Below are 21,847 nucleotides of genomic sequence, written 5' to 3' on the forward strand. Positions count from 1 at the left end.
CGACGCAGGTTGACTGACATGCTCGCGGAGCGAGGGAGCGATTGGCGCACAGCGTGCGCCGGTGAGCTCACGCACCGTGGCCCTCTGGCGCTGGCCGCGGCGCTACTCCCAGCGGAAGAGCTTGAGGGCGAGCGCGAAGGTCGCGACGCCCCAGACGGCGAGCAGCGCGAGCTCGGGCGCGATCACGGCGAGCGGCGCCCCCTCGAGCATCACGCCGCGGAGCGCGTCGTTCAGCGCGGTGAGGGGCAAGGCCTGGACGAAAGGCTGGATCGCGTCGGGGAAGCGATCGGCCGAGAAGAAGACGCCGGAGCAGATCCACATCGGGAACGTGACGAGGTTGCCAAGGCCCGAGATGCCCTCGAAGGTCCGCGGCCGCGCCGCGAGGAGCAGGCCGACCCCGGCGAACGCCAGCGCGCCGACCACGGCGACCAGCGCGAGCGCCGCGAGCGAGCCGGCGATCGGCACGCCGAGCACGAGGGCCGCGAACAGGAGCAGGGCCACGACCTCGAGCGCCAGGAACACGAGCCGCGCGCCGAGGTGCGACGCGAGGAGCTGCCACCGCGGCATGGGCGCCGCGACGAACAGCTTCAGGAGCTTGCCCATGCGCTGCTGCACGATCGCGACGCCGATCCCCCAGATCCCGGTCAACATCACGTTCATGCCGAGCAGCCCGGGCACCAGGAAATCGACGTAGCGGGAGCCCCTCTCGGCCTCGGTCACCTCGAGCGCAGCCGGGCGGAAGGCGTCGGCGCGCCCCGCGGCCCGCTGGAGCGCCTGGTCCACCTCGAGCCGGGCGAGGCGGCTCTCCGGCCGCGCCGGATCGAACCAGTACGTGGGCGGATCGGTGGCGAGCACGACAAGCGCGACCTTGCCCGTCCGGAGCTCCTGCTGCGCCTGCGCCCGCGGGACCACCCGCGGGACGATCTGCCCCGACGCCTCGAGCGCCGCGCGCCGCGGCTCGGCCCCGGCGCCCTCCTCGACGCTCACCCGCACCGGCTCCGCGGGCTGGTCCCTGAACGCGACGGCCAGCGCCGACGAGAGCAGGATCGGGAACACGAACATCCAGAAGATCGCCTCGGGCTCGCGCAGGAACTCGGCGACCCGCGCCCGGATGAGGAGCGCGAGCGACGAGGCGCGCAGGGAGCGGAGCCGCCGCGCCATCACGCGGCCTCGTCGTCCGCGAGCGTCCGCCCGGCGAGCGCCATGAACACGTCCTCCAGGCTCGCGTGGTGCGTCGCGAGCCGCTTCGGCGCGGCCCCGCGCGCCGCGCAGAGCGCGAGCAGCGGCGGGAGCACGCGCGCGACGTCGCGCACCGTCAGCCGGAGCGCCCCCTGCGCGGAGCGCACGGCCTCCACGCCCGGCAGCCCCATGAGCTCCTCCTCGGCGATCTCCGCGTCCACCTCGATCTCCACGACGTGCTCGGCGCCGAGCGAGGCGACGAGCGCCGCCGGCGTGCCGAGCGCGAGCAGCCTCCCGCGATCGACGATCCCCACGCGGTCGCAGAGGCGCGCGGCCTCCTCCATGTAGTGCGTGGTCAGGAGGATCGTGCGGCCGCGGGCCTTCAGATCCTCGACGATGGCCCATATCTGACGGCGCGACGCGGGGTCGAGGCCGGTGCTCGGCTCGTCGAGGAACAGCACCTCCGGATCGCCCGCGAGCGCGCAGGCGAGCGACAGCCGCTGCTTCTGCCCGCCCGACAGCGTGCGCACGAACGCGCTCGACTTTTCCTGCAGGGCCACGCAGCGCAGCGCCTGCTCCGGCTCGATGCCGCGCGGGTAGAAGCTGCGGAACAGCGCGATCACCTCGCCGACCCGGAGCTTGTCCGGGAAGCGCGTCTCCTGGAGCTGGATGCCGAGCCGGGCGCGCAGCGCGATGCCGTCCCCCACCCAGCGCTCGCCCAGCACCTCGACCTCGCCGGCGTCGGGGCGGGTCAGCCCCTCGAGGATCTCCACCGTGGTCGTCTTGCCCGCGCCGTTCGGGCCGAGCAGGCCGAAACACTCGCCGCGCTGCACCTCGAGGTCGAGCCCGTTCACGGCCACGACGTCCCCATAACGCTTGACCAGGCCGCGACAGACCAGGGCGGGAGAGGCAGACACGGCACGTCTGTATCGCAGAGGACGGCAGAAAGGAACCGGGACACTTCAATCCAGCGCGGCCTTCGGCGCGACACGCGTGCAGGGCGGAGGCGCCCTCGGATCGCCCTCAGCAGATGAAGCGCACCTCCACGCGCCCACAGGAGCGCCGGAAAATTCGACAGACGACGCGACGTATCGCCTCTCCGGAGAATCGAATCTACCAGACACCTGCGGCGAGCGCGTCGAGCGCGGCCCTGCAAGGAACCATCCGGTCCGAGATCGTGGCTGGCCGGTCTGCAATCTCAGAGCGACGGAGTGGGGGGGCGCGTGGTGAGCGATGAAGAGGGAGTGGTGCCCGTGCACTGCGGCGAGGTCATCGCAGACCGCTACCGGGTCGAGCGGCCTCTCGGCATCGGCGGGATGGGGGCGGTCGTCGCGGCGCGGCACCTGTCGCTTGGCGAGCTGGTGGCCGTCAAATTCATGCGGCCGGAGCACTGCGGCAACGCGGCGCTGCTGAGGCGGTTCCAGCGCGAGGCGCGCGGGATGTTCCGGATGAAGACGGAGCACGTGCCGCGGATCTACGACCTGGGCGCGCTCGCCCCGAGGCCGGGGATGGCGCTGCCGGTGCCGTACATCGTGATGGAGCACCTGTCGGGCAACGATCTCCGCTCGATCCTGGAGCGCCGCGGGCGGCTGCCGGTCGACGAGGCGGCGGAGTACGTCCGTCAGGCCTGCGTTGCCCTGACGGAGGCGCACGCGCTCGGGATGGTGCACCGGGACCTCAAGCCCGCGAACCTGTTCCTGACGTACCGGACCGACGGCACGCCGCTCCTCAAGGTGCTCGACTTCGGCGTCGCGAAGTTCATGAGCGCGAAGCCGGAGCACGACGGGCTCGAGATGACGACGGCGCGGTCGGTCATGGGCTCCCGCCGCTACATGGCGCCAGAGCAGATGCTGACGCCCAAGGACATCGATCTGCGCGCGGATCTGTGGGCGCTCGGGGTCGTGCTCTACCAGCTCGTGAGCGGCACGCTGCCGTTCGGCGCGGAGACGCTGGAGCAGTTCGTGCTGGTCGTGTCGGAGAAGGCGCCCCGGCCGCTCCGGAGCGCGTGCGCCGATCTGCCCGAGGGCTTCGAGGAGATCGTGATGCGCTGCCTCGAGAAGGACCGGACGCGCCGCCCCGCCTCGGCCCGCGAGCTCGCCGCCGCGCTCGCGCCGTTCGCGATGCGCGGAGCGCCCGACGCGACGCTGCCCACGGGGGTGCACCGGAGCCAACCGACGTTCACGTGGCTGGACGATGGGCCGCCCACGACCGCCGTTCGGCCGCCCGCGGCCTCCGTTCGGCCGGCCGCGGCCTCCGTTCGGCCGCCCACGACGGCCTCCGGGCCGGCCGAGACGAGGCGCGAGGGCCGCCGCCCCAGGCGAACCTGGCTGGCGGCCACGGCCGGCGCGGTCTCCGCGAGCGCCACGCTGGCCGCGATCCTCGTGTCGCCCGGATGGCCGCGGGCAGCGGGATTGACCTGGGCCGACGGCGCCGGCGCCCAGCACCTCGCGCGGGTGCCGCAGGGGCTCGCCGCGGAGCCGAAGGGGAACGCGGTGGCGGCCAGGTCGTTCCAGGGGCCCGATGACGCGGCCGAAGGTGCGCTGCACGACGGCGACGGCGCTGCCAGCGCGTGCGACGCGCCCCAGGCCGACGCCAGAGGCGCGCGCCCGGCCGCGCGCAGCGGAGCCGGCGCCGTCCTGTCCACGGGGGCCGCGCCGCCCGCGCGGGCGAGCGTGGGGGGTCCGCAGCGCGCGCCGGCGCGCGGGGTGCACGCGTCCGGGTCCTCAGCGGCGCCCGCCGCCGGCGCCGCGGTGCGGACGGCGGCGGATGCGCCGGCGCCCGCCCGGGGCGCGGCGGCAGGCGCGCCGTCCCTCGTGGCGACGCCCGGCGGCGGCGCTGAAGCCGCGACGCCGGCGGGCGCGCCGGACAGCCCGTGGTGATCGCCATGCCCCGAGGAGCCCTGCCGAAGATCCGCTGCTGCTCGCGCCCGCGCGGGCTCGCTTCTGCCCTGGCGGCCCTGTCGCTGTCGCTCGCGCCGGCGAGCGGCCAGGCCGGCGAGCCCGGTCCGGCGCAGCCCCCCCTGGAGCAGCCCAGACCCAACCCGGGACCGCCGGGCGGACCCAAGGAGCAGGTGCTCGCGCTCTATCAGGCCGCGACGCGCCTGCTCGAGGCGGGCCGCGTCGCCGAGGCGTGTGCCATGCTCGAGCAGGGCCGGACGCTCGATCCGACCGCCCTCAACCTCCTCCTGCGGCTCGGCGAGTGCCTCGCGCGCACAGGCAGGACCGCGGGCGCCTGGAACGTCTTCAGCGAGACCGCGGCCATCGCGAAGAGCGCGGGAGACCCCCGCGCCGCGCGCGCGGCCGCGCTCGCGGCGGCGCTCGAGCCGCGGCTCTCGCGGATGGCGATCGCCGTGCCCCCCGGGAGCGCTGCGCCGGGGCTCGAGATCCGCCGCAACGGCGTGCTGCTCCTGCCTTCCCAGTGGGGACAGGCGCTCCCGGTCGACCCGGGGACGCACACGATCGAGGCGCAGGCGCCCGGCAGGAAGCGCTGGTCGGTCGAGCGCGTCGTCCCGCCCGACGGCGCGGGCGTCGTCATCGACGTGCCCCTCCTCCTGGCGCAAGAGCCGCCCCCGCGCGCGCTCGCCGCCGCGCCGAAAGATCAGAGGACGCAGGCGCCTCCCGTCCTGCCGATCGACGACCGCGCAGGCGGCGCCGGCGCAGGGCGCGCGCAGCGCGTGATCGCGCTCGCGAGCGGCGGCGCCGGCCTCGTCGGGCTCGGCCTTGGCGCCGTGTTCGGCGCCGAGGCGATCGCCCGCAGGGACGCCTCGAACCGCGGCCACTGCGACGCGCGGAGCCGCTGCGACGCGGTCGGGGTCTCGCTGCGCGAGGACGCGCAGGAGGCCGGCACCGCCTCGACGATCGCGTTCTCGGCCGGCACCGCCGCGCTGCTCGCGGCCGGCCTCCTCCTCTGGACGGCCCCGCCCAGCGCCGCCGGCCCGCCCTCGCGCCGCGCCACGGCGGCGGCCGCCGCCGGCCCCGGCGGGTTCTCCCTCGTCGTGGGCGGGAGTTACTGACGTGGGCGCGCGCGGCTCGGCCGGGCTCGGCCTGCGGTTCACCCTCGTGGCGCTCGGCTGCGCCGGCTGCAACGCGCTGCTCGGGCTCGAGGACGGCATCCTCGTGAAGGAGGGCTGCCCGCCGCTCTCGACCATCGCCTGCTACAGCGGGCCGCCGGCGACCGAGGGGGTCGGCGCCTGCCAGACCGGCCTCATGCGGTGCAACGCCGCCGGCGACGGCTACGGCCCCTGCGAGGGCGAGGTGACGCCTGCGCCGGAGCGCTGCGGCAACGCGGCCGACGACGACTGCGACGGCGCGATCGACGAGGCGGACGGCGACGGCGGCCGGCCCGAGGATCCCGCGGCCGACGACGGCAGCGCCGTCTGCGCCTGCGCCCCCGGGACCGTCGAGACGTGCCCGTACGGAGGACCGCCGGGCACCGTGGGCGTCGGCGCGTGCCGCGCCGGACGGCGGACGTGCGGGCTCGACAGCCGGTGGGGCGCCTGCGCCGGCGAGGTCACGCCGCGGGTCGAGGACTGCAGCACGCCGGCCGACGAGGACTGCAACGGCGGATGGGACTGCGGCGCGGTGCTCCCCGGCGGACCGCTCGGGGCCCTCCTTGGCGGCGCGGGCCAGGAGCGGGCGCGCGCGCTCGCGGCGGGCCCCGGGGGCTCCGCGATCCTGGGCGGCGAGTTCGCGGGCTCCCTCGATCTCGGCGCGGGGCAGTTCTCGACCAGCGCCGAGCAGGACGTCTTCGTCGCGTGGCTCGATCCGGACGGCACCGTGGCGTGGGCGCGCCAGCTCGTCACCGAGGGGCGAGGCTCGCTGCAGGCGCTCGCGGTGGATACCGAGGGCAATGTCGCGATCACGGGCGAGCTCGTGGGGAAGATGGACGACCTGGGGCTCACGGCCGACGCGCCGCTGGGGTTCGTGATCAAGCTGGACGACTGGGGCGAGCCACAGTGGAGCGCGGTGCTCCTCGGCAGGCCCCAGGACATCGCGGTCTCGGCGCGGGGCGAGTTCGTGGTCGTCTCGACGCTGATGGATCCCGGCGGGACCGACGTGGCGGTGGCCAAGCTCGACACGTCGGGCGAGCTGCTCTGGAGGCGGGAGTTCCGCGGCGCGGGGAACCAGGAGCCGACGGGGGTGGCGGTGGACCCGCGCGGGGAAGTGATCATGACAGGGACCTTCGAAGGCGAGCTCCAGCTCGGCGACAACGCGCCCCGGCTCCTGTCCAGGGGGATGAGCGACGTGTTCCTGGCCAAGCTCGACGAGGGCGGCGAGCACATCGCGTCGCTGGCCTTCGGAGACGGCCGCCAGCAGCGCGGCGGCGACATCGAGATCGGGCTGGACGGCGAGATCGCGCTGAGCGGGACCTTCGACGGGATCCTCGATCTGGGCGGCGGCGAGCTGTTCTCGGAGGGGATGTCGGCGTTCGTGGCCGAGCTCGGGCCTGCGCGAGAGCACCGCTTCAGCCTGGCTTACCCCGCGGACCGGCCGCCGCGCCTCGCGCTCGAGGCGGACGGCGGGCTCGTCTTGGCGGGCGACGTCGATGGCCCGACCCACCTCGGCGGGGGGCCGCTCGACGGCGGCGGCAGCGACATCGTCGTGGCGCGGTTCGACGCCGGGGGGCGCCACGTCTGGAGCAAGCGGCTCGGCCCGGGCGCCGGGAGCAGCGGCGGGCGCCGGTCCGCGGCGGGGGTCGTGTCGTTCGTGGACCGCGGCCGCGTCCTGCTCGCCGGGACCGTGGAGGGCAGCGTGGACCTCGATGGCGCCACGGCGCAGTCGACCTGGTCCGACATCCTGGTGGTGCGGCTCTCGCCGTAGGGCGCCGGCGGTCCCTGGCGGCAGGGTCGCATCCGCCAGGACCGCTCATCGCAGGGGGCTGCTCGACGCGCGCCCCTCGATGGTCGCCGGCAGGACGGTATGCGACAAAACAGGACAGGCGATCTCGACGAGATCGCCTGTCCTGCCCGGCCGGCTCGGATCACCTCACGATCGATGGCGCACGACGCCGGCCCTTCCCCTGAGAGCCATCACGGGCAGGTGTCCAGGCACTCGAGGTACGGGAGGCACGTCTCATCGTCTTCGCAGGCGGCCCCGGCGACCTCGATGCAGGCATCGTCGTCGGCGAGCTCTTTCAGGCACGCGATGCAGTCCGCGTTGTTCGCCGTATCGTTGATGCTGCCGTCATCATTGCAGACGTCGGTCGTGGCATCGGTGGTATCGCACACGCTGGCGCACGTGGCGTCAGCCGTGCAACCGCACGCCTCGAACCCGTGAATCGTGAGGGCCGCCAGCCCGTCCTCGTACGTCTCATCACAGCAGGTGAAGCACTCGTTCGTGGTCCCGGCGTCGGAGCACTCCTCGGCCCCGCCCGTGCCCGCACCGCCCTCGCCCGTCCCGCCTGATCCGCCCTCGCCCGTGGTGGCCGACGACGTGGAGGTGGTCGAGTCCGAGCCGCCCGAGCCGCCCGAGCCGCCCGAGCCGCTCGGGTCGCCATTACCGCTCGTGACCGTACAGGCCGTCATCATACCCACGCTGATCAGGATCGCTGCGAAACCAAAAGCTTTCATGAATCCACCTCCAGACGAGTAGGGTCGCGCCGCGCGGCTCGTAACTCGGCACTACACGTCGAGCGACGTCGCCGGGCCACGCTTCCTGTGCACTTCAACGCCACCGTCGGCGCCGGGCGCTGTTCCTACACCAGAATTTTACGTGATGGTATCTGCTTCGTGACTACAGCTGCGCCTCTGCGCCCCAAGCGGTCGCGCGAGGAGCACGCATGTCTCTGCACAATGTGCGTGCAATCCACCGGGACAGATCGGTTGTCAGCAGTTTTGTGCAACAGGAGCAGACCCTAGCACAGGGCAGGTGCGGGAGATCAAGCGGCTCCGCGTGGATAACCTGCTCCAGGGGAACGCGCTGGGCACGCGGGCGACCTCAACGGCAGAAGTGAGACAGGAGGCGCCCACCAGAGCTCGCTGGTGGCCTGTCGTGCTCCCAACGATCGAGCTCTCGATAGATCAGCGGCGAGCTCTCGGCCTTTTTGCTTGCGTGGGCGGTGTTACGAGCCGCCCGCGGCGCGCCGCATGGCGCAGTCGAGGTCGCCTTTGCAGGGGTCGCCCGCTGTACGCGCGCCGCCCGGGCTCGCCGGCGGCGCGGCGGTCGCCGGTCCACTGCTCTCCGCGGCGCGCTTCGCCGGCGCCTTTCCCCCGGCAGCGGGGGCGGCGGCTGGGGCCTTCGCCCCGCGCTCGCGCGTCTTGTCGCCCTTCTTCTTGGCCGGAGGCGCCTCGACGGGCGCGGCCGCGGCCTTTGCTTCCACCTTGGGCAGCTGCGCCAGCGCCGCGCTCGCCGCGTGCCGCACGCCGGGCTGCGCAGCCGCCTGGAGCGTCTCGCGCGGGGCGCCGAGCCACACCGCTCCGGCGACGACCACCGCCCCGAGGACGCCCGCGATTCCGTAGCGCACGCTCGCCGCCCGCCGCGCGCGCGGCGGGCGCAGGTCGATCGGGACCTCGGAGGGCACGGGCGTGAGATCGGGCGGCCTGAACGCCGGCAGCTCGGAAGGCACGCCGAACGGAAAGATCTCCAGGTAGCTGCTGCGCTCTCCGTCGCCTGCGGCGGACCCGCGGCTATCCTCGATCCCGGAGCTCCTCGCGCCGCGATCGGCCCGCGCGCCGCTCTTGATGGAGGCGTCCTTCTCCACCGCGAGCAGCGCGCTCAGGGAGATCACCACCGAGTTCTCGTCCCGCGGCCCGGCCGCGACGCCGTCCGGCGCCGCTCCGCCGCTCGTGGATCGGCCATCCGTCTCGCCGGGCAAGTGATTCGTGCTTCTCATAGGCTCCACCCCGCCTGCCCTCCGTGTCGACCGAGCACAGGGCGCAGACAGCATCTATCAGTGTACTCGCCATTTACCGCTCTTGATACAAGTTTTTTACTGCACTGGAGAGCGCACCTAGTCGCTACTGCTCGCTACTGCTCGCTGCTGCACGCAACAGCGCCGGAGCTCGCAGCTCTCGTGCGCGCAGCGGCCAGAGCGCCCCACACCGTATCGGCTCAAGCGACATCGGGCGTGACGACCGCGGGCGAGGTCGCGCGTGCGCGCGCGCCCAACGGCGCCCCACGCTCGACCCCCCGCGCTCCGCGCCCCGTGCTCCGCGCCCCGCGTGCGGTGCATCACACCGGAGCCGTAACCGGGGCGAAAACTCGAGCGGAACGAGAACAACGATGGATCGCTCGACGCGCTTTGTGGTCAGAAATCCAAACGGCCTGCGGAAAATGCACGGCGCCTGCCGGCCGGGCGACATTTCACGTCGACGAAACCTCGACGAAACATGGCACTCGGCATAAGGCCTTTCACCACGACGTCGTGTGGCTGGCCCTTGTCCGGGGACCGCGTTCTGCTGTGCAGGGCGGCCATCGGGTGTGTCCAGCCGGGAGTCTTCACTGGCCGGCTCCCGAACTCCCAACGGCTCTTGTGCAGTCGAATCGCCGCGCCGCGTCGATGCAGGGCATTGGACGCGCCCTCGGCACCCAAGGAGGATGCGTTGAATATGTACACGTCTGGGTTGGACGTTGAGGATCGGCCGGCGGCGGGCACCTCTCGGCGTCGTACGCTCTGCGTCGCGATGGCGGCGCTCGCCGGCGCGGCCCTGCTCTCTGCCTGCGGCAAGGCGAACGACGAGGCTCCCGCGCCCGGGGCTGCGGCGCCCGGGGCGCCCGCCTCGGACAGCGGATCCATCAAGGTCGGCGTGCTCCACTCGCTGAGCGGCACCATGTCGATCAGCGAGGTGGCCGTGAAGGACGCGACGCTGCTCGCCATCGAGGAGATCAACAAGGCGGGCGGCGTGCTCGGCAAGCAGCTCGTGCCCGTGGTCGAGGACGGCGCCAGCGACTGGCCCACGTTCAACGAGAAGGCCAGGAAGCTCGTGCAGCAGGACGCCGTGGCGGTCGTGTTCGGCGGCTGGACCAGCGCCAGCCGCAAGGCGATGCTGCCCTCGTTCGAGGAGCTGAACGGCCTGCTCTTCTACCCGGTCCAGTACGAAGGGCTGGAGCAGTCGCCCAACATCTTCTACACCGGCGCCGAGCCGAGCCAGCAGATCGTCCCCGCGGTCGACTACCTGCTCGAGAAGGGCAAGAAGCGCATTTACCTGCTCGGCTCCGACTACGTCTTTCCGCGCACGGCCAACAAGATCATCAAGGCTCAGCTCGCGGCGAAGGGCGGAGAGCTCGCCGGCGAGGAGTACCTGCCCCTCGGCGGGACCGAGGTCAGCACGATCATCAGCAAGATCAGCGCGGCCAAGCCCGACGCGATCTTCAACACGCTGAACGGCGACAGCAACGTGGCGTTCTTCAAGCAGTTCAAGGACGCCGGCTACACCGCCGACAAGCTGCCGGTCCTCTCGGTGAGCGTCGCCGAGGAGGAGGTGCGCGGCATCGGCGCCGAGAACATCGCCGGACACCTCGTCTCGTGGAACTACTACCAGACCACGGACACCCCCGAGAACAAGAAGTTCGTCGACGCGTACAAGGCCAAATACGGCGCCGCGCGCGTCACGGACGACCCCATCGAGGCGGGCTACTTCGGGGTCTACCTGTGGAAGATGGCCGTCGAGAAGGCGAAGTCGACCGAGGTCGCCAAGGTGAAGGAGGCCGTGAAGGCCGGAGGCATCGAGTACAACGCGCCCGAGGGCCTGGTCCGGCTCGACGGGAAGAACCAGCACACCTGGAAGACGGTCCGCATCGGCGCGGTCCGGAAGGACGGCCTCATCGACGAGGTGTGGAGCTCGGGCAAGCCGGTCCAGCCGGATCCGTACCTGAGCGCGTACCCCTGGGCGAAGGAGCTGGCCGCGAAGTAGCGGGGCGCGAGCGCGAAGCCCGAAGCCCGGAGCCACGGAGCGCGCGGGGGCTCGTCAGGACGCCCTCCGCGCCTCCGCGGCCCGAACCTCACTGTGCGCGGCGTCTCGATCGGTTGGGTGCTCTAGAATGAACGAAGTTCTCCTCCACGCCTTCAATGGCCTGAGCCTGGGCTCGATCCTCCTGCTCATCTCGATGGGCCTCGCGTTCTCCTTCGGGCTCATGAACGTCATCAACATGGCCCACGGCGAGTTCATCATGGCGGGGGCCTACACGACGTACGTCGTCGGGCACCACGTCGCGCCGCTCGTCGGGGGGACCGAGGCCGGGCTCTGGTTCCTTCTCGCGCTGCCGGCCTCGTTCCTCGTGGCCGGCGTGCTCGGGCTCGTGCTCGAGCTCACGATCGTTCGCTTCCTCTACGGCAGGCCGCTCGACACGCTGCTCGCCACGTGGGGGGTCGGGCTCGTGCTGCAGCAGGCCGCGCGGAGCCTGTTCGGCGCGTCCAACGTGCAGGTCTCGAGCCCCTCGTGGCTGAGCGGCGGCGTTGCGCTCTCGGGCGGGACGCAGCTGCCTTACAAGCGGGTCTTCCTCATCGCGCTCGTGATCGCGTGCATCGCCGCGGTCTACACGTACCTGCACCGCTCCGCGGGCGGCAGGCGGCTGCGGGCCGTCATGCAGAACCGCGAGATGGCCTCGTGCCTCGGCGTCCGCGCGCGCCGGGTCGACGCCGCGACGTTCGCGCTCGGCGCCGGGCTCGCCGGGATCGCGGGGTGCGCGCTGACGCAGCTCGGCTCGATCGGGCCGTCGCTCGGGACGAACTACATCGTCGACGCCTTCATGGTGGTCATCCTCGGGGGCCTCGGACGCCTGCCTGGCACGGTGGTGGCCGCGCTCGTGATCGGCGTCGCGAACACGCTGCTCGAGCTCTCGACGACGGCGTCGCTCGGCAAGGCGCTCGTGTTCGCGCTGGTGATCGCCTTCTTGCAGTGGCGTCCGACAGGCCTGCTCGCCCTGCGCACACGATAGGAGAGGACACGGACATGGCCCCTCGAGACTCTGCCCTTCGCAATTTCGTCTGGACCTGGGGAGCGCCGCTCGCCGTGGCGCTGCCGCTCCTCGTCGCGCCGCTCGTGCTCTCCGATTTCCGCCTGAACCTGCTCGGCAAGTTCCTCACCTACGCCATCGTCGCCCTGGGGCTCGATCTCATCTGGGGCTACGGCGGGATGCTGAGCCTCGGTCAGGGGCTCTTCTTCGGCCTCGGCGGCTACGCGATGGCGATGTACCTGAAGCTGGAGACGTCCGGCTCGCGCCTGCCCGATTTCATGAGCTGGAGCGGCCTCGAGGCGCTGCCGATCTTCTGGGAGCCGTTCCGCTCGCCGGTCGTGGCCCTCTGCGCCGTCGTCCTCCTGCCGATGGCGATCGCGTCCGCGGTGGGTTATCTCGTCTTCCGGAGCCGCGTCCAGGGGGTGTATTTCTCGCTGATCACCCAGGGGCTGACGCTGATCGCGTCGATCCTCTTCATCGGCCAGCAGGCGGTGACGGGCGGCACGAACGGGATCACGAACCTGAAGACGATCTTCGGCTTCGCGCGGGGGGCGACCGGGACGCAGACGGTGCTCTATTTCGTGACGCTCTTCTGCCTCGGGGCGCTCTATCTCCTGTGCCGGAAGCTCACCCAGTCGCGCTTCGGGCGCCTGCTCGTGGCGATGCGGGACGACGAGAACCGGGTGCGCTTCCTCGGCTACAACCCGGTCACGCTGAAGACGCTGGTGTTCGCGCTGTCGGCGGGCATGGCGGGCATCGCGGGCGCGCTGTTCGTCTGCCAGGTCGGCCTCATCTCGCCCTCCTCGATGGGCGTGATCCCGTCGGTCGAGATGGTGACCTGGGTGGCTGTCGGCGGGCGCGGCACGCTGATCGGCGCGGTCGTCGGGGCGATCCTTGTCAGCCTGGGCAAGAGCGCGCTGAGCGAGTCGTACCCCGAGGTGTGGCAGCTCGGCTTCGGCGCGCTCTTCGCGGCGTCGGTCATGCTGCTCCCGAAGGGCGTCTCGGGCTTCCTGCAGCGGCACGCCGCGAAGCTCTCGCGCCGCGACACCGGCGGCGCGGCGGGGCCGGCGAGCGGGGATGAGGTCGATTCGGCAGCGGGCCCAGAGGCGCCGGCGACGACCGGTCGCTGAGGGGGAGGCGCGGAGATGAGCGGAAGCGAGCACGGAAACGAACGCGGAAACGAGCGCGGAAACGAACGCGGAGACGAGGAGAGGAGCAGCGCGATGAGCCGCGGCAACATCGTCGAGGTCCAGCGGGTGACGGTGAGCTTCGACGGCTTCAAGGTGCTGGACGAGCTCGATTTTTCCATCCAGCGCGGGGAGCTCCGGTTCCTGATCGGGCCGAACGGCGCCGGAAAAACGACGCTGCTGGACATCCTGACCGGCAAGACGAAGCCGTCGAGCGGACGTGTGGTGTTCCACGGAGGTGGGGAGTCCGGGCAGGAGGCCGTGGAGGTGAATCGCCTGCCGGAGCACGCCCTTGTGCGGCTCGGGATCGGGCGGAAGTTCCAGACGCCGGCGGTGTTCGGCAGCCTCACGGTGCTCGAGAACCTGGAGGCGGCGCTGGGCTTCCGGGAGAGCGCGCCGGGGCTGCTCCGGGGGCTGTCGGCGCCGCAAGAGAGGGAGATCGCCGAGACGCTCGATCGGGTCGGGCTCCGGCGGCGCGCGGACGTGCGGGCCGCGGTGCTCGCGCACGGGGAGCGGCAGTGGCTGGAGATCGGCATGCTGCTCGTGCAGCAGCCGAAGCTGCTGCTGCTCGACGAGCCGGTGGCAGGGATGACCCGGCGCGAGCGCGACCGCACGGGGGAGCTCGTCCAGGAGATCGCGAAGCAGCGGTCGGTGCTGGTGGTGGAGCACGACATGGAGTTCGTGCGGCGCTACGCGAGCACGGTGACGGTGCTGCACGCCGGCAGGCGGCTGTGCGAGGGGCCGGTCGAGGAGGTCCAGGGCAACGCGCAGGTGATCGAGGTCTACCTCGGGCGGGCGCACGACGCAGGGCGCGCGCGGGGCGGGGCCAAAGCGCCGGCCGAGGCTCAGGCGGAGGAGCGGTAGCAGCATGCTGGTTGTCGAGGATCTCGCGGTCTATTACGAGGAGAGCTGCATCCTGTCGCAGGTCAGCCTGGACGTCGCGCCAGGGCGGGTGTCGTGCCTGCTGGGCCGCAACGGGGTCGGCAAGACGACGTTGCTCAAGGCGATCATGGGCGTGCTGAAGCCGCGGCGCGGCAAGGTGACGCTCGACGGGGCGGACCTCACGGCCAGGTCGCCGAGCGACAGGGCTCGCGCGGGGATAGGTTATGTGCCGCAGGGGCGAGGGATCTTCCCCTACCTGACGGTGCGAGAGAACCTGCTCATGGGCTTCGAGGCGAAGAGCGATTCGACGCCTAGCCCCGCTGCGCTGGAAGAGATGATGGAGATGTTCCCCATCCTCAAGAAGTTTCACGCGCGGGCGGCCGGTACGCTGAGCGGCGGGCAGCAACAGCAGCTCTCCCTCGCGCGCGTGCTGCTGAGGAAGCCGAAGCTGCTCTTGCTCGACGAGCCGACGGAGGGGATCCAGCCGTCGATCATGCAGGAGATCGGCGAGGTGATCAAGGGGCTCGGACAGAAGGGGGATATGGCGATCTTGCTCGTGGAGCAGTTCCTGGATTTCGCGCTGTCGACGGCGAGCGAGTACCTCATCATGGATAACGGGGGGATCGTGCGGCGGGGGAGCGTGGCGGAGTTCGACGACGAGATCGCGAGGGAGTTCCTGGCGGTGTGACGGGATTGCCAAACGGCCCGGCCCAGGGAGAGGGAGTTCGCGGCGGGGCGCACCCAGATCTACACCAATGCGTCGTCTGCGGTCGTCGCCGTCACCGCCTGGTCGAGCCATCGCTCGAGCGTGGCCAGCTCGGAACAGGCATCAATCTGAGCCTCGAGCGGCGCGCTGAGCGCAAGCCCACGCCGCGCCAAGACCCTGCGCAGCGCCGCGCGCGCTCCGATAAGCTGGCCCCTCTCGATCGCATGCTCGATGAGCAACTTCTTGCCCTCCGGGCTGTGGGCGAGCAGGAACCGGAGAATCCACCGCCTGCGCGCCTCGATCTCCGGGTCGTCGGAGCGAGCGAACCGCCGAAGCAAGTCGTCGCTCACCCCTGCTGATATCGGCATACGTTGTACATGCGGATCACCCAGCGTCGCGCGCTAGATCTCCCCGATGCCGACGTGGTCGCCGGCCCTCTTGATCTCGACGAGCACCTCGTCGTGGTCGCACGCCGCCGGCCAGAGCCGGGCGAGGGGAACGAGGCCCTCGGGCCGCAGCACGCGGAGATAACCGTCGGCCTGGACACGCTCGAGTCGCACCTCGGGCGGCCGGTGCCATGCGGCGGAGCCGCCGGTGACGCGCGGGGTGTCCTCGGCGAAGGTCAGCTTCGCGAACCCGTCAAGCTTGCCCACGGCGGCCTTGATATCAACTCACCGACGGCGACGCACTTCAAATAAGCGATCTGCACGGCAGATAAAGAGAGATGAATTTGCAACCCTGTGCGCAAGAGCGTGAGAACGGGTGACCCGACCCCGTCGCCGCGGGCGACACGTCACGCTCGGTCGGAGCGGCCGCGGAGCGACAGCGACCGAGAGCAGCGCGACGGTAGGCCTCGGTGATGCGAACGCCGTCGAGCCGACCGAGGCACTGCGCAGCGGGAGCACCTCAACGGAAGCCAGGGAAGGCATGCCACGACACGCTCGGCCCTCGCGGTGCGCTGCACGCTCCCCTGGACCGAGCCGGCGCGCCGGCGGTATCGCCTTATTGGGCGATCTCCCCAGCAGCGGTCCTCAGCTCGGCTCGTCGAGCACTTCGGCGAGCGTCTTCGCGCTGAGCACCCGCTCGGCCCACTGCTCGAGCACGGCGATCTCGGCCCCCTCGACCCGGGCGACGGCGGCTTCCGGCAGCTCACCGAAGCGAGCTCGCAACTGCCGCAGCAGGATGGCACGCTCTCCTTCGTGGCGTCCCTGCGCGACGTACTTCTTGGCGAAATCGCTCTGGTATTCGTAGCCCTTCACCATCGCCTCCAGGGCCCGCCGGGCCGTATCGTCCAGGGAATTTAGCACGAGATCGCCGTAGAACCTGGCCCTGTCCTCGTCGAGCTCTCGGATGGCGGGCAGGACGGCGGCGGCGATGTTCGCGCCCAGCTCGCCCGCGCCGTGCGCGAGGGCGGAGAGCACGCCCAGCTCGGGGCGTCGGGCCGCCTCGGCCTTGTCCGTCACGATCGGAACCGCCTCACGACGAGGAGCTCAGCGGCGAGCGACGGGCGGTTCTTGAAGAGATCGACGAGGATCTCGTGGTCCATGGACGGCATCGCGCGGCGGCTCGCAGGTGCTTGAGTGCCGGGAGCGCGCGGGGTCTCGCCGGCGAAGGTCTCGCTTCGCAAACCGTATCCCGATGGCGCGCGGAGGAGTTGATATCAGCGCTCCGGGAGGAGCGCACTCGAAATATCGACGTTGAGCAGCAGAAATAGAGACATCATGATGGCGACCTGCGCGTAATGCCGTGAGTCTGCGCGCCCTGCTGCCCCCTCTCATCGAGGCCGCGGAGGGCGGGCGGCACGGCTGCGGCGATCGCGGCGCCCTGCTCGCCAGCGCCGTGCGCGAGGGCGGAGAGGACGGCGAACTCGGGGCGTCGTGCCGCCGCGTCGGTGTCCGTCACGCTCGAAACCGCCTGCCGCCCCAGCACGGGCGTGCGCGGGTCGAGCGTGCGGCGGCGCAGCAGGGCAAGAGGGGGAGGACGCGCGTGGGTGGACAGCGGAAGCGTGTCAGCAGTAGGACGAGGCATGGCGAAGCGGACGGGCGCGAGATGGCTGTGGGCGGCGTGGGCGGCAACGGCGGGCGGCTGTGCGCTGGTGGCGGGGCTGGAGGACGGATATTACATCCAGAAAGAAGGCAGTGGCGGGAGCGGAACCGGAGGCGAAGCCGGCGCCGGAGGGGAGGCTGGAGGCGGGATGGGAGGCGCCGGGGGAACTGGAGGCGCGATGGGAGGCGCCGGGGGAACTGGAGGCGGGATGGGAGGCGCCGGGGGAACTGGAGGCGGGATGGGAGGCGCCGGGGGAGCTGGAGGCGGGGTGGGAGGCGCCGGGGGAACTGGAGGCGGGGACGAGTGTACTCCGGCCGGGAAGGAGTGCGTCAGGCAGACCTGCGTCGACGGGAAGTGCGTTGGGGAGTGCGGCCCGGAGGACGTGCGTTGCTCGGAGGAGAATCGCCCGCAGCGGTGCGGAGAGCGCGGGGCGTGGGAGGACGCCGAGCCGTGTGGTGCGGCGGCGCCCGTCTGCAGTCGAGGGGTATGTGTGACGCCGCCGAGCTGTGTCGGCCTGGCCCAGACGTGCGGTCGTGACAGCAACGAGAGCTGTTGCGGGACGGGGGAGGCGCTGCCCACGGGCAAGTTCAACCGGAGCAACGACACCGCGTATCCAGCGACGGTTAGCGGATTCCTGCTGGATCGGTTCGAGGTGACGGTGGGTCGCTTCCGGAAGTTCGTGGAGGCGTATCCCGGGAGCAAGCCTGGGGCGGGAGCGGGAGCGCACCCGAAGAACATCGCAGGGAGCGGGTGGGATGCGGCGTGGGACAGCAGCCTGCCCGCGGATGCTGCGGCATTGAAGGCCGCGGTGAAGTGCAACTCGACCTACCGGACCTGGACGGATGTAGCAGCGGAGAACGAGCATCTTCCGATGAACTGCCTGAGCTGGTACGTGGCGTTCGCGTTCTGCGCGTGGGACGGAGGCCGACTGCCGACGGAGGCGGAGTGGAATTACGCGGCAGCGGGAGGGGGAGGAGCAGACGGTCAGCGGGAGTATCCGTGGTCGAAGCCGCCGAGCTCGACGACGATCGACAGCATGTACGCGGGGTATGAGTGCGGGCCTGACGGCTCGTGCGCATTCAGCGACATCCAAGCGGTGGGGTCGAAGTCGCCGAAAGGGGATGGCAAGTGGGGTCAGGCGGACCTGTCCGGGAGCCTGTGGGAGTGGGTCTTGGATTGGTACAAGGACCCGTACGACTCGCAATGCGATGATTGTGCCAATTTAGCATCTACCTCGCCCCGCGTGCTCCGGGGCGGGAGCTGGGGCTACGGTGCGTCGTACCTGCTCTCTTCCCGCCGCGGCTACGACGTCCCGTCGGGCCGCGGCGGCGGCGTCGGGGCCCGGTGCACGAGGACACCGTAGCAACATGGCACAAGTATCGCTTACATGTATCATTTCCCTTGAAACTTGATCCTTGAACCCTTGATCAAACAAGGCTCCCCACCGATGTCGGGCGATAGCAGCCGCAACGCAGGGAGCCGGGGGTCCGGGGACGGAGCCCCCGGCCCCGCTGCAGCGCCGGTGATCGCCGTCCGCATGGAAGCGCTGCTCGCCTGGGTCGCCGAGCGCGTCGCCAAGTTCCCCCGCGAGCACCGCTTCACCGTCGGTGACCGCCTTCTCCATGCCTGCCTCGACATCACCGAGCGCCTGGTCGAGGCCTCGTACCGCCGCGACAAGCGCGCCGACCTCGCCACCGCCTCGCGCGGCTTCGTCCGCGCCCGCGTGCTCATGCGGCTCGCGCACCCCCTCCGCTGCGTCTCCGAGGCGCAGCACCTCCACTTCGCCCAGGAGAGCGACGAGGTCGGCAGGATGCTCGGCGGTTGGCTCCGCTCGGGCCACCCGCGCTATGAACGTCATGACGGCCCCCGCCGGCGACGGTCCATGAATAGCGCCTCTCCCGTCCCCTTGACGCCGCCCGCCCGGCGCGTGAGCCTCCTCTCGTGTCGGTCATCCTTGCGGAGGGGACGGTCTTCGCGCGCCGCTACCGCGTCGAGCGCCTCATCGCCGCCGGCGCGATGGGGGCCGTCCACGAGGTGATTCACCTCGAGACCGAGCGCCGCCGCGCGCTCAAGGTCATGCACGCTCACCTCTTCCATAGCGAGCAGATGCGCGCCCGCTTCAAGCAAGAGGCGCGCATCGCGGCGAAGATCGAGAGCGAGCACATCGTCGACGTCTTCGACGCGGGCATCGACGAGGCGACCGGCATGCCCTTCCTGGTCATGGAGCTGCTCCGCGGCGAGGAGCTCGGCGAGCGCCTCAAGCGCGCCGGCCGCCTGCCGCCCGCCGAGGCCGTCACCTACCTCCACCAGACCGCGCTGGCCCTCGACCGCACCCACGCGGCGAACATCGTGCACCGCGACCTCAAGCCCGCGAACCTCTTCCTGTCGCAGCGCGAGGACGGCTCGGTCCGCGTGAAGATCCTCGACTTCGGCATCGCCAAGCTCGTCGCCGAGGGCGCGACCGCGGCGGGCACCACGAGCAGCCTCGGCACGCCGCTCTACATGCCCCCCGAGCAGTTCCGCGGCCGCGCGAGGCTCACCGGCGCCGCGGACGTCTTCGCGCTCGGCATGATGGCCTATACGCTGCTCGTGGGCGCCTCGTACTGGGATCCCGAGGCGAGCAGCGTCGACGGCGTGTTCGCATTCGCGATGATCGCCGTCTTCGGCCCGCAGGAGCCGCCGGTGCAGCGGGCGCGCTCGATGGGCGTGACGCTGCCGCCGGCCTTCGACGCGTGGTTCGCCCGGGCCACGGCGGTCGATCCCGCGGCGCGGTTCCAGCGGGCCACGGAGGCGGTGCGGGCCCTCGGCGAGGCGCTCGGCATCCCGGCGGGCGGCAGCCGGGCGACGTTCCCGAGCGCGCCGTCCTGGCCCGGAACCGCCCCCGCCACCGCGGCGGTGGCCCCCGCCGTCTTCACGGCCGAGCCGGCCCCGGCGGCTGCGGCGAGCGCGGGCCCGGAGCGCGACGCGAGCTCGTCCGGTCCGGCGCACGTGGGGAGCTCGATCGGTGCCGCGGTGTCCGGCATGCTGTCCATGCCGTCGAGACCGAGCCGCGCCCCGCTCGCCGCGGGGCTTTCGGCGCTGGGGCTCCTCGTGCTGCTGGGCGGCGGCTGGCTCGCGCTGCGCGCCAGCCGCGGCGGCGATCCAGCGGCGGCTGCCGTCACGACGGCCGCGGCGGCTGCCATCACGACGGCCGCGGCGGCGCCGGAGACGACGTTGGCAGCGCCCGGGCCGACCCTCGCGCCCGCGCCCGAGCCGACCCTCGCGCAGGCGCCCGTGCCGGCCCCCACGGCGCCGGAACCGACCGCCGCAGCGACGCCTCCTCCCCCCTCGGCGACGGCGCCGCGCGCGCCGTCCAGGGCGGTGGTGCAAGCCTCCACGGCCCCCGCGCCGATAACGCTCCGCCCGGGCGCGCCGTCACGGGAGCCCGCGGCCAAGCCATCGGCATCGGGGCCCAGGCCGCCCTCGGGCAACAAGAAGCCGCCTGCGCCGCAACAAACGACATCCACCGCTCCCTCCCCGTACGGCCGATATTGAGCTGCACCTCCGCGGCAGCGCCGGCTCGCCCCCTGCGCGCCGAGCTCCGCCTCGGTGGCAACGCCGGCTCACCCCCTGCGCGCCGAGCGTGTCCTCGTCTGCCTCCGAGCGGTTGAAGCGCCGTCATGAAGGCACGGCTCAGCGCCCCGTTCCCCTCTCCTCCCCTCCTTCCCAGCTCTCCGGCGTCGTGCTCCAATCCGCCCGCCCGCCGCGCTCGTGACGGCGCGTCTCCCGCTCTCTCCTCACCTGCCGAGTGCCAGCGCATGCCCCCTCGTCTCCGCCGCTCCGCCCCTCTCCTCGCCGCCCTCGGCGTGCTCTCCCTCTCGGCTCCTGCGGCGGCGCAGGACGTCGCCGCCGCCGAGGCGCTCTTCGAGCGGGGGCTCGCCGACATGCAGGCAGGCCGTTACGAGACGGGCTGCAAGGCCCTCGCCGAGAGCGAGCGCATCGACCCTCAGCCCGGCACGCTCTTCACGCTGGCGTCCTGCGAGGCCCGATGGGGCCGCATCGCCACGGCGGTCGCGCGCTTCAAGGACTACCTGGCGCGTTTCGATCGGATGACGCCGGCCGAGCAGGCCCGTCAAGGCCAGCGGCCGAAGCTCGCGATGGAGGAGCGCGACCGGCTCTCGCCCCAGATTCCGAGGCTCGCGCTCTCCTTGCCGCCGGGTGCGCCGACAGGCACCGTGGTCCGGCGCGACGGCTCCGTGCTGGGCGAGGCCGCGCTGGGCGTCGCGCTGCCCGTCGACCCCGGAGATCACCGGGTGTCGATCCAGGCGCCGGGAGGGCCCGTCCGGGAACAACATGTGACGATCACGGCGGGCGAGACGAAAGAGCTCACGCTGGCGCTGAAGGACGCGCCGGCTGCCCAGGCCCCCGCGCTCCCTCCGAGGTCCCCGGCACCGGCGATCGTGCCGGCGCCCGCGCCGGCCCCACCGGACGCGTCGGAGGTTCCCGCAGGCCGCCGAACGGCTCTCTATCTGACGGGCGGGCTCGGCGCGGCGGGCCTCGTGCTGGGCGGCATCACCGGCGCGCTCGTGCTCGGCGAGAAGGGCACCATCGACGAGCACTGCGGCAGCGGGATCGAGGCCACGGACCCGAAGGCATGCGACACGACAGGGCGCGACGCCGGGGACAGCGCGAACACGCTGGCCACGGTGAGCACGATCGGGTTCGCGGTGGGCCTGGCCGGGGTCGGGGCGGCGCTCGTCCTGTACCTCACCGAGCCGAAGACGGCGGCACCGGCGGTCACCGCGAGCCCGAGGTGGCTCAGCGCAGGCGTGCTGGAGGCAGGGCCCAATGGGGCCGTGTTCGGCGCGCGAGGGCGCTTCTGACGCCGACGACCGCGCCTTCGTAAGAGCATTCCTGGGGGCTACCGGCGCTATGGACAGCACCCGCGCAGCGGCTGTAGAGGAGTAGGCATGGTT

General features: G+C 72.0%; 19 protein-coding genes. 12 read left to right on the top strand and 7 right to left on the bottom strand.

All coding sequences use genetic code 11. From position 1 onward, the window contains the following. Nucleotides 1–102: 102 nt before the first annotated feature. Complete coding sequence (locus WMF46_RS29950; RefSeq protein ID WP_437980344.1) at nucleotides 103–1,161, bottom strand: ABC transporter permease; 1,059 nt, start codon at nucleotides 1,159–1,161, stop codon at nucleotides 103–105. After that, nucleotides 1,161–2,096 (bottom strand): ATP-binding cassette domain-containing protein, encoded by a 936-nt coding sequence (locus WMF46_RS29955; protein WP_437980345.1) that lies wholly within the window; start codon nucleotides 2,094–2,096, stop codon nucleotides 1,161–1,163. Before WMF46_RS29955 ends, WMF46_RS29950 begins: the two co-directional genes overlap by 1 nt. A 330-nt stretch (nucleotides 2,097–2,426) precedes the next feature. On the opposite strand from WMF46_RS29955, the gene WMF46_RS29960 reads away from it, so the two are divergent. From WMF46_RS29960 to WMF46_RS29970, 3 genes are read left to right on the top strand one after another with little or no spacing between them, the layout of a single operon-like run. Next, entirely contained in the window at nucleotides 2,427–4,058 is a 1,632-nt protein-coding gene (locus tag WMF46_RS29960) for a protein kinase domain-containing protein (protein WP_437980346.1), read from the top strand. 5 nt (nucleotides 4,059–4,063) lie between these two features. After that, nucleotides 4,064–5,191: a tetratricopeptide repeat protein gene (locus WMF46_RS29965; protein ID WP_437980347.1), complete on the top strand. Its 1,128-nt coding sequence runs from the start codon at nucleotides 4,064–4,066 to the stop codon at nucleotides 5,189–5,191. Between the two features lies 1 nt (nucleotide 5,192). Then, nucleotides 5,193–6,998, top strand: a complete 1,806-nt coding sequence (locus tag WMF46_RS29970; RefSeq protein WP_437980348.1) for a hypothetical protein — start codon at nucleotides 5,193–5,195, stop codon at nucleotides 6,996–6,998. A 209-nt stretch (nucleotides 6,999–7,207) separates the two neighbouring features. On the opposite strand, the gene WMF46_RS29975 is transcribed toward WMF46_RS29970, so the two are convergent. Both WMF46_RS29975 and WMF46_RS29980 read right to left on the bottom strand, forming a co-directional pair. Then, nucleotides 7,208–7,747, bottom strand: coding sequence for a hypothetical protein (locus WMF46_RS29975; protein WP_437980349.1), 540 nt, complete (start codon nucleotides 7,745–7,747; stop codon nucleotides 7,208–7,210). Nucleotides 7,748–8,238: 491 nt separating this feature from the next. After that, complete coding sequence (locus tag WMF46_RS29980; RefSeq protein WP_437980350.1) at nucleotides 8,239–9,009, bottom strand: hypothetical protein; 771 nt, start codon at nucleotides 9,007–9,009, stop codon at nucleotides 8,239–8,241. 790 nt (nucleotides 9,010–9,799) lie between these two features. On the opposite strand from WMF46_RS29980, the gene urtA reads away from it, so the two are divergent. From urtA to urtE, 5 genes are all read left to right on the top strand, one after another. Next, nucleotides 9,800–11,029 carry an urea ABC transporter substrate-binding protein gene (urtA, locus tag WMF46_RS29985; protein WP_437542482.1) on the top strand — a complete coding sequence of 410 codons (1,230 nt, stop codon included), beginning with the start codon at nucleotides 9,800–9,802 and terminating at the stop codon, nucleotides 11,027–11,029. Nucleotides 11,030–11,156: 127 nt separating this feature from the next. Then, nucleotides 11,157–12,053: an urea ABC transporter permease subunit UrtB gene (urtB, locus tag WMF46_RS29990; RefSeq protein ID WP_437980351.1), complete on the top strand. Its 897-nt coding sequence runs from the start codon at nucleotides 11,157–11,159 to the stop codon at nucleotides 12,051–12,053. Nucleotides 12,054–12,067: 14 nt separating this feature from the next. Continuing rightward, on the top strand, nucleotides 12,068–13,201 hold the full coding sequence (gene urtC, locus WMF46_RS29995) for an urea ABC transporter permease subunit UrtC (RefSeq protein WP_437980352.1): 1,134 nt from the start codon (nucleotides 12,068–12,070) through the stop codon (nucleotides 13,199–13,201). Nucleotides 13,202–13,294: 93 nt separating this feature from the next. Then, entirely contained in the window at nucleotides 13,295–14,122 is an 828-nt protein-coding gene (gene urtD / locus WMF46_RS30000; protein WP_437980353.1) for an urea ABC transporter ATP-binding protein UrtD, read from the top strand. 4 nt (nucleotides 14,123–14,126) lie between these two features. Continuing rightward, nucleotides 14,127–14,828, top strand: coding sequence for an urea ABC transporter ATP-binding subunit UrtE (gene urtE / locus WMF46_RS30005; protein ID WP_437542487.1), 702 nt, complete (start codon nucleotides 14,127–14,129; stop codon nucleotides 14,826–14,828). Between the two features lie 59 nt (nucleotides 14,829–14,887). On the opposite strand, the gene WMF46_RS30010 is transcribed toward urtE, so the two are convergent. From WMF46_RS30010 to WMF46_RS30020, 3 genes are all read right to left on the bottom strand, one after another. After that, on the bottom strand, nucleotides 14,888–15,196 hold the full coding sequence (locus tag WMF46_RS30010; RefSeq protein WP_437980354.1) for a hypothetical protein: 309 nt from the start codon (nucleotides 15,194–15,196) through the stop codon (nucleotides 14,888–14,890). Between the two features lie 51 nt (nucleotides 15,197–15,247). Next, nucleotides 15,248–15,499, bottom strand: a complete 252-nt coding sequence (locus tag WMF46_RS30015) for a hypothetical protein (protein WP_437980355.1) — start codon at nucleotides 15,497–15,499, stop codon at nucleotides 15,248–15,250. Between the two features lie 378 nt (nucleotides 15,500–15,877). Continuing rightward, a complete protein-coding gene (locus WMF46_RS30020) occupies nucleotides 15,878–16,309 on the bottom strand; it encodes a DUF4351 domain-containing protein (RefSeq protein ID WP_437980356.1) in 432 nt (143 codons plus the stop codon). An 821-nt stretch (nucleotides 16,310–17,130) separates the two neighbouring features. Here WMF46_RS30020 and WMF46_RS30025 point away from each other — a divergent pair. The 4 genes from WMF46_RS30025 (at nucleotide 17,131) to WMF46_RS30040 (ending at nucleotide 21,754) form a co-directional block, all read left to right on the top strand. After that, on the top strand, nucleotides 17,131–18,255 hold the full coding sequence (locus WMF46_RS30025) for a formylglycine-generating enzyme family protein (protein WP_437987950.1): 1,125 nt from the start codon (nucleotides 17,131–17,133) through the stop codon (nucleotides 18,253–18,255). An 84-nt stretch (nucleotides 18,256–18,339) separates the two neighbouring features. After that, entirely contained in the window at nucleotides 18,340–18,930 is a 591-nt protein-coding gene (gene avd, locus WMF46_RS30030; protein ID WP_437980357.1) for a diversity-generating retroelement protein Avd, read from the top strand. Continuing rightward, nucleotides 18,834–20,426 (top strand): protein kinase domain-containing protein, encoded by a 1,593-nt coding sequence (locus WMF46_RS30035; RefSeq protein WP_437980358.1) that lies wholly within the window; start codon nucleotides 18,834–18,836, stop codon nucleotides 20,424–20,426. The genes avd and WMF46_RS30035 overlap by 97 nt, the downstream gene beginning before the upstream one ends. A 263-nt stretch (nucleotides 20,427–20,689) precedes the next feature. Beyond that, the gene (locus tag WMF46_RS30040; RefSeq protein WP_437980359.1) at nucleotides 20,690–21,754 is read left to right on the top strand and encodes a hypothetical protein; all 1,065 of its coding nucleotides are present in this window, start codon (nucleotides 20,690–20,692) and stop codon (nucleotides 21,752–21,754) included. Nucleotides 21,755–21,847: the final 93 nt, after the last annotated feature.

This window comes from Sorangium sp. So ce117 (assembly GCF_051524395.1).
In the GTDB taxonomy this organism is placed as follows: domain Bacteria; phylum Myxococcota_A; class Polyangia; order Polyangiales; family Polyangiaceae; genus Sorangium; species Sorangium cellulosum_B.

Bases quoted from the DNA above. Each gene is read 5' to 3' on its own strand.
- WMF46_RS29950 (WP_437980344.1), bottom strand. From the start codon at position 1,161: ATGGCGCGGCGGCTCCGCTCCCTGCGCGCCTCGTCGCTCGCGCTCCTC.
- WMF46_RS29965 (WP_437980347.1), top strand. From the start codon at position 4,064: ATGCCCCGAGGAGCCCTGCCGAAGATCCGCTGCTGCTCGCGCCCGCGC.
- WMF46_RS29975 (WP_437980349.1), bottom strand. From the start codon at position 7,747: ATGAAAGCTTTTGGTTTCGCAGCGATCCTGATCAGCGTGGGTATGATG.
- WMF46_RS29980 (WP_437980350.1), bottom strand. From the start codon at position 9,009: ATGAGAAGCACGAATCACTTGCCCGGCGAGACGGATGGCCGATCCACG.
- urtA (WP_437542482.1), top strand. From the start codon at position 9,800: ATGGCGGCGCTCGCCGGCGCGGCCCTGCTCTCTGCCTGCGGCAAGGCG.
- urtB (WP_437980351.1), top strand. From the start codon at position 11,157: ATGAACGAAGTTCTCCTCCACGCCTTCAATGGCCTGAGCCTGGGCTCG.
- urtC (WP_437980352.1), top strand. From the start codon at position 12,068: ATGGCCCCTCGAGACTCTGCCCTTCGCAATTTCGTCTGGACCTGGGGA.
- urtD (WP_437980353.1), top strand. From the start codon at position 13,295: ATGAGCCGCGGCAACATCGTCGAGGTCCAGCGGGTGACGGTGAGCTTC.
- urtE (WP_437542487.1), top strand. From the start codon at position 14,127: ATGCTGGTTGTCGAGGATCTCGCGGTCTATTACGAGGAGAGCTGCATC.
- WMF46_RS30025 (WP_437987950.1), top strand. From the start codon at position 17,131: ATGGGAGGCGCCGGGGGAGCTGGAGGCGGGGTGGGAGGCGCCGGGGGA.
- avd (WP_437980357.1), top strand. From the start codon at position 18,340: ATGTCGGGCGATAGCAGCCGCAACGCAGGGAGCCGGGGGTCCGGGGAC.
- WMF46_RS30040 (WP_437980359.1), top strand. From the start codon at position 20,690: ATGCCCCCTCGTCTCCGCCGCTCCGCCCCTCTCCTCGCCGCCCTCGGC.